General features: G+C 34.7%; 10 protein-coding genes. 3 read left to right on the top strand and 7 right to left on the bottom strand.

The window, feature by feature from the left end:
• Positions 1 to 136 precede the first annotated feature (136 nt).
• Positions 137 to 706 (top strand): YceI family protein, encoded by a 570-nt coding sequence (locus tag AC57AW_RS22510; protein ID WP_496353660.1) that lies wholly within the window; start codon positions 137 to 139, stop codon positions 704 to 706.
• Positions 707 to 952: 246 nt separating this feature from the next.
• On the opposite strand, the gene AC57AW_RS22505 is transcribed toward AC57AW_RS22510, so the two are convergent.
• The 6 genes from AC57AW_RS22505 to AC57AW_RS22480 form a co-directional block, all read right to left on the bottom strand.
• Positions 953 to 2,653, bottom strand: a complete 1,701-nt coding sequence (locus AC57AW_RS22505) for a bifunctional alpha/beta hydrolase/class I SAM-dependent methyltransferase (protein ID WP_496353659.1) — start codon at positions 2,651 to 2,653, stop codon at positions 953 to 955.
• Positions 2,654 to 2,656: 3 nt separating this feature from the next.
• Positions 2,657 to 3,958 carry a phosphatase PAP2 family protein gene (locus tag AC57AW_RS22500; RefSeq protein WP_496353658.1) on the bottom strand — a complete coding sequence of 434 codons (1,302 nt, stop codon included), beginning with the start codon at positions 3,956 to 3,958 and terminating at the stop codon, positions 2,657 to 2,659.
• Positions 3,940 to 4,695: an SDR family NAD(P)-dependent oxidoreductase gene (locus AC57AW_RS22495; protein WP_496353657.1), complete on the bottom strand. Its 756-nt coding sequence runs from the start codon at positions 4,693 to 4,695 to the stop codon at positions 3,940 to 3,942. The genes AC57AW_RS22500 and AC57AW_RS22495 overlap by 19 nt, the downstream gene beginning before the upstream one ends.
• Positions 4,696 to 4,948: 253 nt before the next feature.
• Complete coding sequence (locus AC57AW_RS22490) at positions 4,949 to 5,992, bottom strand: patatin-like phospholipase family protein (protein WP_496353656.1); 1,044 nt, start codon at positions 5,990 to 5,992, stop codon at positions 4,949 to 4,951.
• A gap of 4 nt (positions 5,993 to 5,996) precedes the next feature.
• The gene (locus AC57AW_RS22485) at positions 5,997 to 6,800 is read right to left on the bottom strand and encodes a phosphatidate cytidylyltransferase (protein WP_496353655.1); all 804 of its coding nucleotides are present in this window, start codon (positions 6,798 to 6,800) and stop codon (positions 5,997 to 5,999) included.
• The gene (locus tag AC57AW_RS22480) at positions 6,790 to 7,392 is read right to left on the bottom strand and encodes a CDP-alcohol phosphatidyltransferase family protein (RefSeq protein ID WP_496353654.1); all 603 of its coding nucleotides are present in this window, start codon (positions 7,390 to 7,392) and stop codon (positions 6,790 to 6,792) included. Before AC57AW_RS22480 ends, AC57AW_RS22485 begins: the two co-directional genes overlap by 11 nt.
• Positions 7,393 to 7,545: 153 nt before the next feature.
• On the opposite strand from AC57AW_RS22480, the gene pyrG reads away from it, so the two are divergent.
• Together pyrG and yidC are read left to right on the top strand one after the other, a co-directional pair.
• Entirely contained in the window at positions 7,546 to 9,153 is a 1,608-nt protein-coding gene (gene pyrG / locus AC57AW_RS22475; protein ID WP_318846504.1) for a CTP synthase, read from the top strand.
• A gap of 204 nt (positions 9,154 to 9,357) precedes the next feature.
• Positions 9,358 to 11,181: a membrane protein insertase YidC gene (gene yidC, locus AC57AW_RS22470; protein WP_496353653.1), complete on the top strand. Its 1,824-nt coding sequence runs from the start codon at positions 9,358 to 9,360 to the stop codon at positions 11,179 to 11,181.
• Positions 11,182 to 11,312: 131 nt separating this feature from the next.
• Here yidC and rnhB read toward each other — a convergent pair whose 3' ends face one another.
• On the bottom strand, positions 11,313 to 11,897 hold the full coding sequence (gene rnhB / locus AC57AW_RS22465) for a ribonuclease HII (RefSeq protein ID WP_496353652.1): 585 nt from the start codon (positions 11,895 to 11,897) through the stop codon (positions 11,313 to 11,315).
• Positions 11,898 to 12,471: the final 574 nt, after the last annotated feature.

The raw sequence follows: 12,471 nt of genomic DNA, 5'->3' as shown, positions 1-12,471 counted from the left end.
ACTGCGAAGTTATAAAAAAGCATTTTTCTTTCAGAATCTAAATGGATTTAATATTAAAAACTAATCCATCCACGGTAGAAATATCTTTCATATCTTAGCTTTGTTCAATTAAATAGTAATGTAAAATATAATTACAATGAAAAAAGTATTTTTATCTTTCGTATTTGCGCTTTTAAGTGTTGTGGCTTTTGCACAAGGTACCTGGGGAGTAGATCATATGCATTCTTCTGTTAACTTCAATATTAAGCATATGGGAATTAGCTTTGTACAGGGAAGGTTCGATAAATTTGACGGTAGAATGGCTAGCAGTGGTGCTAACCTGGATAATGCAGATTTAAACTTTTCTGTAAGTGTTTCCAGCATTAATACCGGAGTGGATATGAGAGACAGACATCTTATAAGCGAAGAATTTTTTGATGTTGCCAAATATCCTACTATTGAATTTAAAAGTTCTTCCGTTACAAAAGATAAAAACAACAATTATATCGTAAAAGGGAAACTGACAATGAAAGGAGTGGAAAAAGATATCAGTGCTCCAGTTACATTTGGTGGAATTACGAAAAATAAAGACGGAAAGGAAGTGATGGGAATTCAGACGAAGTTTACAGTCAACCGTCTGGATTACGGAATCAAATATGATCCTACAGGAGCAGGGATTGCAAAAGATGTTGAGGTAATTGCTTATTTTGAATTGGTTAAGCAGTAACATTTCAAAACATAAAAAAATAAAAAGGTTTTCCACTCAATGGAAAACCTTTTTTTATGAAAGTTGTTTAAACTCTATAAAACCACAAAAGTCACAAAAGCTTTTATTTTAAAACATGTTATTCCAATGTAAGTTTAAAATAATTCTGTAAAAAACTTAAGTGTTTAAGTCTTTTGTGACTTTTGTGGTTGAAAATAATCAATATCAAAGTTTAAAGCTGATTAAAATCCGTGAGAGATTAGGTGTTTAGTTTGAAACATTCACTTTTCCTGAAGAAACCGTGAAGATTCCAAAGTCATCGATCAGCATATTTTCTTTCTGAATAGTATTAAAAGCCATCACTCTGTCCAGTTCTTTCTGTGAGCGTCTTCTCATGATCCAGTCTTTATTCTGGTGATTGTTCAGAACATAAGCAATCATTTTCAGTTGTGGATGCCATGGCTGTCCGGTATAAACGATATAAGCATTCTTTTCTGAAACAGAATTCACTCCCTGAATGGCTTTACTGGCCATTTCATTATCCCCGAAAAGCTCAAAAATTCCAGATACAATGGTTATATTAGGTTCAAAATTTAGTTTTTGGTAGGTCTGCGGATCAAAACAGTCAAAATTCGTAAAACGGATATTCTGATACATCTTTTCCTTAATAACCTTTTCCCCGATTTCAATATTGGATTTTACAAATTCATTGATCACAATTTCAGCCTCGGGATACTTTTCTTTGATATCGAATAAATAATTTCCTGTTCCGCCAGCAATATCCAGTATTTTAATCGCTCTTCCCTGTTGTTTCAGAGCTTGTATATTATGTTCTAAAAGCTGGAGCAAATGCTGTTTTCTGATACGGATTCCTTTCCAGCCGATCGCATTGAGGTAATTTTTATCCATCATTTTCCCGAAACCAAACTTTCCTTTCGGTTGATTCTGATACACATAATCCAATGAAGCTCCGGAATCGAAGCCATATTTCAGACCAATAGCCATCCCGTTACTTATTTTTCCGATTTTTCCAAGTGACAATTTCTGCATTTTAAAATTCAGGTTATTCCCGACATTATTTTGCAGGTCTTCATATTCTTTCACCGAAAAACGATCAGGAGAAAGAGATGTTTGTTTTACATTTCTGTTAAAACATTTTTCAGCAAACTCTACAATTTTATCATAGACTTTTTCCTTTCCGGTATCGAATAAAATACCATGGAAAAAACCTGGAAGAACTTCATATTGCTTTAAATCCGTATCCAGCTTTTCATGGAATATTTTCTGTTCTTTATTGAAAACCACATGATCTTTTTCAGCAGCCAGAATTAAGGTTGGAGTATCTACAGCTTCAGCATCTTCTACCAGACGTTTTCCTGCTTTTGCAAGATCTATAAGAAGTTCCGCATCAATAGATTTTGAGATCAGTGGATCTGTGTCATATGCTTTTTGCTGTTCAGGATCGTGAGTCAGCATTTTGGATTTTACATAACTTTTAATGATTAATCCTTTCTTCAGTTTCGTTCCTAAAGTAATCATTTCATTAGCCAGAGGAACAATAAGATTGATTTTAAAAGCAGGAGCTAAAAGTGCCATTCCAGAGATAGAAGGTGCAAAATCATGTGCCCAGGCAGATGCTACAACACCGCCAATGCTGTTGGCGACAACGAAAATATCTGAAATTTTCACTTTGTATTGAGCATGGATAAACTTAGAAAACGCATCAAGATCTCTTACATAATCCATAAACACAGATGAGGTTTTGGTTTTTGTATGGCCATGTCCCCGAAGATCAAATGCAAAGATGTTGTACTTCGAAAACTGAGGAGATTGCGCAATATCATTCAGCCTTTCAGAATGCTCATGTCCACGGTGAATCATGATGATGCTTTTCTGATAGGGCTGGTAATTCCACTCACGATAAAAAATTTCACTGTGGTCAAAACTTTTAAAATGTCCGCTGTTCATAGGTTAAAATTTTTTCAGAAAATCCTCTAGGTAAGTATGAATGACTGCATGCTTATTATGGGTTTTCATTAAGGTTATTGCTTCTGTTAAAGGTAAAGATAAAATATTTTTCATCACTAAAATTCCAATCACTGAACTTCTGGTGAATCCCATGGTGCAATGAATCAGAATCCTTTCACCTGTAGGAAGTTGTTTGTGTTTTTCGGTAATTTCCAAAACCAGCTTTTGGGTTTCATGAATATCCAGTGTTCCAATGTCCAGAAATGGAACGGAGTGATAATCTGATGTATCTTTTATGATGGGAAGTTCTTCCATTTCGGCTGATAGATCATAGACAAATGTCTTTTGGGTAATCCCGAAATTTTTCAGTGTTTCCCGATCGGGTCTTGATGAAATATACAAACCCGGCAGGATTTCTACAGGCATTTTATTTTTTCGGAAAAACTTCCAGAATATCTGATATAGCAGTAAATATGGAGAGTAGAAGATTTTTTTAATCCATGGAATATTGCCTTCTTTATCTTTCAAAAAGTAAATATTGTTTTTCTGATAATGATAGCCGATCAGAATGGTCATTGCACCTGGCCACAAGAAGAATAATCCTATATTTCCACAGAATTGATTCATCAGGAGTGCTGTTAAAATAATCAACCATCCCAATAGAAGATACATATTAGCTACCTGAAAATTCCTGTACAGAAAATCATTTTTTCTATAGGGAAAGATAATAAAGCTAAAGTGTGCAAGAATGCTTCCGGTGAGGATATCAATACAATGATGTTGATACGTCGTCAATGTAGAAATTCCCAACAAAATGAGCCAACATAGTAATAACGTTCTTCCTCTTTTTAAATTCCTGAAAACAGACCAGAAAATAAAAGCATAAGCAATATGCAATGAAGGAGCCTGATTAAAAGGAGAATCAAATGTTTTTAAGAATTGAAAAGAATACCCCAGTAAAGAACTGCTGACTTGAGGTTTAGGCAATGAAAATTTTAAAGGAAATAATAGAAAACAAAGTCCGGCTGCAATGGTTACAAAGAGCATCCGCTGTGTTAAAACTTTCAACTGCTCTTTATTTCTACAGAAGAAAAATACGGCACAGAAAAAAATACAGCTCGTCATATAAGGAATAATGCTCCATGGAATGAAGGGAATATATTTTTCAAATCCAAAAACAAAAGATGGGATTTCATCTAATGTTGAAAGATACCATGCTGCAAAATTGTATACCATCATAAATACAATGGCACAAAGAATCAGGGCATATGCTTTCCGTTGCACTGTCAGTCGTTTTTCATCCATTTAGCTTTTCTGAACATAATGATGTTTAATAATGAAGAAGGAAGCAGGGATAACGACTTCATCATCCACTTCATTTTTGCAGGAAAAATAACGAGTTTTTTTTGTTTTTCTATCGCTTCGGAGATGATGGAGACTGCTGTTTCTACATCAGTGAGAAATGGTTTTTTGCTTAAATCATTCTGGTTAAGCTGCCTTAATTTTTCAGTATCAATATATCCCGGTGCAATTGCAGTGACTGAAATTCCAAAAGGCTTCAATGCACGGCGGTAAGCATCAGCAATCTGTATCACAGAACGTTTCGTTTTCGTATAAAGGCTGGAGTTTTCATATTCCAGTATTCCTGAAACAGAGGCAATTACTGCAATACTTCCTTTTTTTTGATTCTTCATTACTTTTCTTGCCGCCTCGAAGCAGTTTACCGTTCCCAGAATATTGGTTTGCAGCATTTCTTCGGCTTCTTCATAGGAAATTCTTCCGGCAACATCTTCCGCATAGCTTCCGGCACAGTTAATGAAAATATCAAGTTCATTTTTATCCACAAGAAATGACTGTAATGTGGATAACGCTGCATTCATATCACAGACATCTACCTGAAAAGCTTTTAAATCTTTAGAATTATTTTCCGGTATTTTGGCTAAATCTCTTCCGCAGATTCCCACACAATATCCTTTGGAAAGATAATGCCTGGCCAGTGCATAGCCTATGCCTGAAGTTCCGCCTGCAATAAAAACGTTCATGCGTGTTTTGTGGTTTTCAATTTTATGTAAAAATAAATTTTAAAAGTGAAAAATTGGAATAATGTTTTTAATGAAGCTGATTAAACTTTTATTTTTTGAAACATCAAGATCAGCTTTGCTTTTAAGCTTAAAAATCAGCATAATTTATCTTAACTATTCAATAAGCACGGGCTTTAGCCCTTGATCACAATAGATCATCATACCAATGGCTTTAGCCAAAAACTTAAAAAAATTCCGTTTTCAATTGAAATAATTATGATCTGCTTTTTATGCTCTTTATGGTTTGATTAAACCCGTACTGCCATTGTATTTCCATGTCTTTTACAAATTGTGGATAACTTTTTGGAAAAGAAAAATCGATTTCAAATTTTCTCCAGTTGATACCTTTTTTCAGATAATGACCTTTTAATTCCTGTTTTATTTGGGTAGTATCAATCTGCAGACCTGATAGGAGTTGTTCTGTTTCTGCAAGCCTTTTATTTCCACTAAATCCAAGAACAGAACGAACAAGAGATTCTTCTACCGGATTATAGGATTGTTTTTTTTCGGTGATCGTTTCCTGAGCCAGATGTTGAGCCAGCTCAGCGGGAACAAGATCTATCGCTCCGCCTGCAAAATATTTTCCCTGAAGAAATGCCGGTTGTACATAAAACATATCAGAAACAGAAGCGCGGGTACTTTCAAGCATAGAAAAATTTGTGATGATGTTGGGGGATTCTTCAACAGCACTGTTTCTATAATTTTCAGAATTGCTGATGATTTGTTCAGGTTTGATTCTCTTTGCGGTTTCCGTGTCAGTGAAGATTGTTTTTTGATATAATTTTTTTCCGTTTCTGGGTTGTTCTGTTTCGTTTGGGGTAAAAAGAAGCTCAGAGCCAATAATTACAGTTGGGATTTCTTTTGAAAACTGAACATCTTTGATAGATGGAAAACATTCAGATAAATTCTGAGACAATTCTACAAGATAACGGTTGAAAACATCTTCAATGAAAGGTGCATTTCTTTTATCGAAGATTTTCTTCAATGAGAAAAATCCTATTTCTGAAAGCTTTTTATGTTTTGTTAATACTGTACCGGCAACAAATTGAAAATATTCTTCTGACTTCAGGTATTCTTTTCGGGAGTGATGATCAGGAAAAGCATTAATGATTGTCGCCGCAAATGATCCGCCACAGGAAGCAATGAGAATATCCGGTTTGAGATCCATCTCTTCCAGAGCCGCAAAAATCCCGAGGTAGATCATCAGCCTGGTTCCGCCTCCTGAAAAAATAACCGCTCTTTTATATTTTTCATTCATCGCTTTAATTTTTGATCAGTAAGAGAAGTGCCCAAAAGAATAATGGAGCATTGAAAATCAGACTGTCCATTCTGTCCAGAAGCCCTCCATGTCCGGGAAGAAGATTGCCTGTATCTTTTACTCCCGTTTTTCGTTTTAAATAAGACATGAAAATATCTCCAAAAAATCCTGAAATGCCTAGAATAAGTCCTAAAATGCTATTGGTTAAAATATTGGTTTTAAGCAAAAAATAACCTAAAATATTACTCAAAATAATAGTGAGGAAAACCCCGCCGATAAGACCTTCCAAGGTTTTGTTGGGACTGATTTGAGGTGTTATTTTGTTTTTTCCAAACACTTTTCCCATCAAATATTGAAATACATCATTCAGCTCTGTTACTACCACAATGAATATGATGGCGCTGATGCCGTTGTTACTATTTCTTATCCATAATAAATGAGGGAAAGAAAGAAGACATACCAGTAAGGCTATTGATAATCCATATAACTGTTTTACAGAAGATTTTAATACTAAAAAGTAAAGTAGAACAGATATTCCCAAAAGACTGCCATACAAAAGATAATGCTCAATATTAAAATAAAATAACAGATAAAACTGTGCAATTCCTATCAATATTGATGAAATAACAATGTTTACAGGAAGCTTATACATTCTGGAAAATTCAAAGAAGGATTGTAATCCTATCCATGAAACAAAAAGAGCCATGGCAAAAGGATGTGATATTCCCAGTGCAAAAACAATAATGATATAGATCCATGTTTTTACCCTTAAAGGAACATCTGCAAATTTATTTTCTTCAGGCTTCATTCAAAGATTTCTTAAGTCGTGTATACGTACTGATCAGGAGCAGGGCAATGATAATTCCAAAAATATACTGAGAAATATTAGTAATACTTGCTCCGAAAAATATCAGTAAACCATAAAGCCCTAAGATAAGTGCGCGGTCACTTTTTCCCATAGGGCCATCATAACGGCGATCTTTTCCAACGATTTTCCCCATTAATCCAGCAAATTCATTAACGATGCTAAGAACTATAAAAACAACAATAAGATATAGGCTTTCTGGCTGGAACTTAAGAAGAGGAAAAAATATAATCACATCAGAAACAATATCTCCTACCTCATTTAAAACCTCTCCAAGTTTACTCGTCTGATTGAATTTCCTTGCCATCATTCCGTCCAAAGCATTTAAAGCCATTCTTACAAGGAGTCCAATGGGAAGGCTTAGAAAAAACCATTTTGAAATATCCGCATTCCAGAACAGTATCCCAATTACGGCAGACAGCAGAACAGAGCTGATGGTAATCTGGTTGGCTGTGATTTTATTCTTATGTAAAAATAATAAAACAGGAGTGAGGAGCTGCTGGAATTTTGGTTTTAGTTTATATACGGAAATCATGGTGGTTATAGCTTTGTTTCATTTGCCTTTATCAAATATAGATAAAATTTTTAATCAGGTTTTATAATTGTTTGAGCCGTGTTTTTGTATTTTAAAAACTTAAATAATTGCTTTGTATCTCTTTTTCCCATAACTTTGCACAAACCTAATCTAATGAGTAAAAAGAATACAAAGTACATCTTTGTGACAGGAGGTGTAACTTCATCTTTGGGAAAGGGAATCGTTTCTGCTTCTCTGGGACTTCTACTAAAATCACGCGGCTTTAATGTAACGATCCAAAAATTAGATCCTTATATCAATATCGACCCAGGAACTTTGAATCCTTATGAGCACGGAGAGTGTTATGTAACCGAAGATGGTGCAGAGACGGATCTGGATTTAGGCCACTACGAGCGTTATCTTGATGCTCCTACATCCCAAAATAACAACGTTACTACAGGAAAAATTTACCAGACTGTAATTGAAAAAGAAAGAAAAGGAGATTTCCTTGGAAAAACAGTTCAGGTAATTCCTCATATTACTAACGAAATCAAACGTAGAATTAAAATCCTTTCAAAACAGAACTACGATATCATCATTACGGAGATCGGAGGAACTGTAGGAGATATTGAATCTTTACCATACATTGAAACTGTTCGTCAGTTGAAATGGGAATTGGGAGATAACAATTCTATGGTGATTCACCTTACTTTACTGCCTTATTTGGCTTCAAGTGGAGAATTAAAAACAAAACCATCCCAGCACTCCGTTCGTCAGCTAATGGAAAGCGGAATTATGGCAGATGTTTTAGTGTGCAGAACCGAACATAAAATTCCTAAAGATCAAAGAGCTAAACTGGCTCAATTCTGTAATGTTGCTTTAGAAAACGTCATTGAATGTAAAGATTTGGAAACAATCTATGAAGTTCCAATGTATCTTCAGAAACAAAACTTTGATGATGTAGTATTGAAAGAACTGGATCTGAAAAGTGATAAAACAGCTGATCTTAAAGACTGGAAGAACTTCCTTAAGAAATTCCAGAACCCGAAGAAAACAGTTGAGATTGCATTGGTAGGAAAATATATTTCTCTTCAGGATTCCTATATTTCTATTGCTGAAGCATTCAAACATGCAGGAGCTGACCTTGAAACGGAAGTAAAAGTAAGATGGGTATACAGTGGAGATATTACTGAGGAAAATATCAAAGAAACTCTGAAAGGGGTTAATGGTATTCTTGTTGCTCCCGGTTTCGGTGACAGAGGAATTGAAGGAAAAGTTCTTACGGCAAAATATGCAAGAGAAAACAAAATTCCAATGTTGGGAATCTGTTTAGGTATGCAGATCATGACGATTGAATTTGCAAGAAATGTGTTAGGATATACAAAAGCAAATTCAGTAGAATTTGATACAGCAACTCCTGATCCTGTGATCTCATTAATGGAAGAGCAGAAAAATGTAATCGATAAAGGAGGAACAATGCGTCTTGGAGCTTGGAAATGTTCTCTGAAAAACGGTTCTAAGCTATATGATACCTACGGAAGCAAAAATATTTCTGAAAGACACCGTCACCGTTATGAATTCAACAGTGATTATCTTCAGGAGTTTGAGAAAAATGGTTTCCTTGCTACAGGTACCAATCCTGAAACAGGCTTGGTAGAAGCGCTTGAACTTCCTGATCACCCGTTCTATGTGGGAGTTCAGTATCACCCGGAATATAAGAGTACGGTAGCAACACCGCATCCTTTATTCAGAGCTTTCATTAAGGCTTGCGAAAAGAAATAAGGTAATATTTTATCATAAACGTCTACACATAAACTCAGGCTGATTATTCTCAGCTTGAGTTTATTATATAGTAATGTATTATAGTATAGAGTTTTGATAAAAAAACAGTATTTTTGTCAGCTCAAATTTGCTGCAGATTTATTAGTTTTCTTATAGTTCTGTAGTAAGCCAAGAATAGGAAATTTTAATTATAACAAAAATAAAATGCAACAAAACAACGGAATCGATAAGAAGCAAATGATTAGTTTCGCGGTTTTATGCCTTGTTCTCTTCGGTTTTATGTTCTATTTCCAGAACAAACAAACGAAAGAAGCGGAGTTGAAAGCTCAGGAGCAGAAAACGGAACAGGTGAAAAATGCCGTAAAACAAACTCAGGCAAACAATATCAATCCAAATGTAACTCCGGGCGCAATTCAGACTGCCAGTTTGTCAAACAAAGAATTAAATGTTGAATTCTCAAGCTTAGGAGGACAGGTTTCTAAAGTTCAGCTTTCAAAATATAAAGCATACGATCATAAAACAGATAAAGCGGATCTACCTCTTTACCTGATCAATAAAAATAATTCTAACTACGGTTTCCAATTTAAAGATAAAACAGGAAAAGTAATCAATACTAAAGATTTAGTTTTCTCGCCTGTTATTAATGGGAATTCGGCAACGATGACGGCCAACTATAATGGTGCTGTTATCCAGTTTATTTATACTTTAAATAACAATCCTAAAGCAGAACTAAAAGATCAGTACGCTCTTGATTTTAAAGTAAGAACTCAAGGTTTAGCCACTATCACATCTGACAATAAAGCAGATTTTATCTGGGATTACAATGTAAGAAACCTGGAAAAAGGTAGAGCTCAGGAGCAGTCTCACTCAGAATTCTCTTATGCTTTCAATAATTATAAGGATTATGATTATGATGGAAGAACGACAATGGATGAGGAAAAAGAAACGCTTAACTGGATTGGAGTAAAGCAGCAGTTCTTTTCTTCAGTGATTGAAGCTAAAAATGGTTTCACACATAGTAAAGGTAACCAGGAGTCTGTTGAAGAAGGAGAATATTTGAAGAAACTAAATTATGAAGGTTTCGTTCAGATGACCGGAAGCGAATTGAATCAGGATTTTACCTGGTATTTTATGCCATTGGATTTACCATTGTTGAAATCTTATGATAAAAACTTTGATGAGATCTTACCATTAGGATGGTCTTTTATCGGTTGGATGAACCGTTACTTCTTTATGTGGTTGTATAGTGTTATCGCTGGCTGGGGATTATCAGCAGGTTGGGTAATTTTTGTAATGACAATCATTGTTAAGTTGATTTTATCACCAATTATGTATAAGCAGCATAAATTGAGTGCGATGATGAAGGTAATCCGTCCGGAAATTGATGAAGCAAATGCTAAATTCAAGGATGCAGATCCAATGAAGAAGCAGCAGGCTACAATGGAGATCTATAGAAAAGCGGGAGTAAATCAGATGGCAGGTTGTTTACCGGCATTGGTTCAGATTCCTATTTTCTATGCCTTATTCCGTTTCTTCCCGAACTTTATTGATCTTAGAGGACAGGGATTCTGGTTTGCAAAGGATTTGACCGCTTATGATGATTTGATCAAACTTCCATTTAAAGTTCCTTTCCTAGGAGATCACTTGAGTATTTTTGCATTAGCTTGTACAATTGTTATCTTAATATATACGGTAATGACTTCTGGGAATATGCAGCAGCCTCAGCAGGAAGGAATGCCAAATATGAAGGTGTTAATGTATATCTTCCCGATTACATTCTTATTCTTTCTTAATACTTCAGCGTCAGGTCTTTCTTGGTATTATTTTGTATCGAATGCGATTAACATCTTAATTATCCTTGTTATTAAATATGTGATTCTGGATGAAAAGAAAATTCACGCCCAGATTCAGTCTAATAAAGAAAAACCGAAAGCAGAAGGTAAGTTCCAGAAGAGAATGAGAGAAATGATGGAGAAGGCTCAGGAACAGCAACAAGTTCAAGGACAGCAAAAAAATAAGAAGAAATAATTCTTAATTATAAATAAAAAAAGAGAAGCAATAGATAATTGCTTCTCTTTTTTTTATTTGAGTTTTTATTTAGAATGATTTTAAATTTCCGACCAGTATATAAGGATTTAATAATTGAGAATCAGATGTTTTCAATCATATTTAAGTCTGAAAGATTGTCTGTGATGAGATGTCGGGCCATATTTTATAAGAGCTTCCTGATGTTTTTTTGTAGCGTAACCAAAATTGGTGTCCCATCCATACTCAGGATGTTCTTCATGAAGCTGAATCATTAATTTATCCCTGTAGTTTTTGGCCAGAATTGACGCTGCAGCAATTGATAAAACCTTAGAGTCTCCTTTAATAATACATTGATGCGGAATGTAATTATAGGGGTGGAATTTGTTGCCATCCACCAAAATAAGTTCTGGTATTATTGTCAGCTTATCCAGTGCACGATGCATGGCGTGAATGCTTGCGTTAAGAATATTATGTTCATCAATAAATGAAGGAGGAAGCTCTGATATGGCATAGTCTTTTACGTTATCTTTGATGTAGCTATCCAGTTCCATACGGGTTTTGAACGTTAATTTTTTTGAATCATTCACCAGATTTTGTTTGAAATTATCATCTAAAATTACCGCAGCTGCCACTACCGGGCCACTTAAACATCCTCTTCCCACTTCATCACATCCAGCTTCGATGTAAAGCTTCGACCAGTTTTTTATTAGCTCCATGAAATTGTTCTATAAAGGCAAAAGTATGAATTTTTATAGGAAGTGATTTTTATTAATATAACGAATATACACCAATGCTATTATAAATGCAGAACGCGAAATACTAAGGAACTTAATCAGGTCACAGCCTCTAGGTCGTCAACTGGAAAAGTGTCTGCTGCAAATTACCAATACCATATTGCAATAGTCCAAGTTTTAATATCATTTTAAGGGAAGATAAAATTAATCACAGGTTAGCAAGCTTTAGTTGTTATTGATAATGTGATATCAAAGATGATTTGGAACTGCTGCCGATAAGGTTGAGGCTATTATGACTCAAAAATGAATTGCTTTAACAGGACTTACCCTATAAATCTTATTTTAATTATACAATCTAATATCAATAATGTTTCAAATATGTTAGCAGATGATGTCAGTGTTAAAAATGAATTTACCGTTTTCTGGGTTTAATTTTATAAATATATTCTTCATATATTTTATCACCTTCAGGCGATTTTTTGTTTAAAAAGCTGATGTATTTTTCGAATATTAAAATATGTTAAGCATAGTAATTTCGGAATTTATACTTGCCTTT

It is taken from the genome of Chryseobacterium sp. BGA-UO-ETr-SB22 (assembly GCF_059567885.1).
This window is presented reverse-complemented; position numbering and strand designations above follow the sequence as displayed.

Coding starts and splice junctions, on each gene's coding strand:
- AC57AW_RS22510 (WP_496353660.1), top strand. CDS start 137: ATGAAAAAAGTATTTTTATCTTTCGTATTTGCGCTTTTAAGTGTTGTG.
- AC57AW_RS22505 (WP_496353659.1), bottom strand. CDS start 2,653: ATGAACAGCGGACATTTTAAAAGTTTTGACCACAGTGAAATTTTTTAT.
- AC57AW_RS22500 (WP_496353658.1), bottom strand. CDS start 3,958: ATGGATGAAAAACGACTGACAGTGCAACGGAAAGCATATGCCCTGATT.
- AC57AW_RS22495 (WP_496353657.1), bottom strand. CDS start 4,695: ATGAACGTTTTTATTGCAGGCGGAACTTCAGGCATAGGCTATGCACTG.
- AC57AW_RS22490 (WP_496353656.1), bottom strand. CDS start 5,992: ATGAATGAAAAATATAAAAGAGCGGTTATTTTTTCAGGAGGCGGAACC.
- AC57AW_RS22485 (WP_496353655.1), bottom strand. CDS start 6,800: ATGAAGCCTGAAGAAAATAAATTTGCAGATGTTCCTTTAAGGGTAAAA.
- AC57AW_RS22480 (WP_496353654.1), bottom strand. CDS start 7,392: ATGATTTCCGTATATAAACTAAAACCAAAATTCCAGCAGCTCCTCACT.
- pyrG (WP_318846504.1), top strand. CDS start 7,546: ATGAGTAAAAAGAATACAAAGTACATCTTTGTGACAGGAGGTGTAACT.
- yidC (WP_496353653.1), top strand. CDS start 9,358: ATGCAACAAAACAACGGAATCGATAAGAAGCAAATGATTAGTTTCGCG.
- rnhB (WP_496353652.1), bottom strand. CDS start 11,897: ATGGAGCTAATAAAAAACTGGTCGAAGCTTTACATCGAAGCTGGATGT.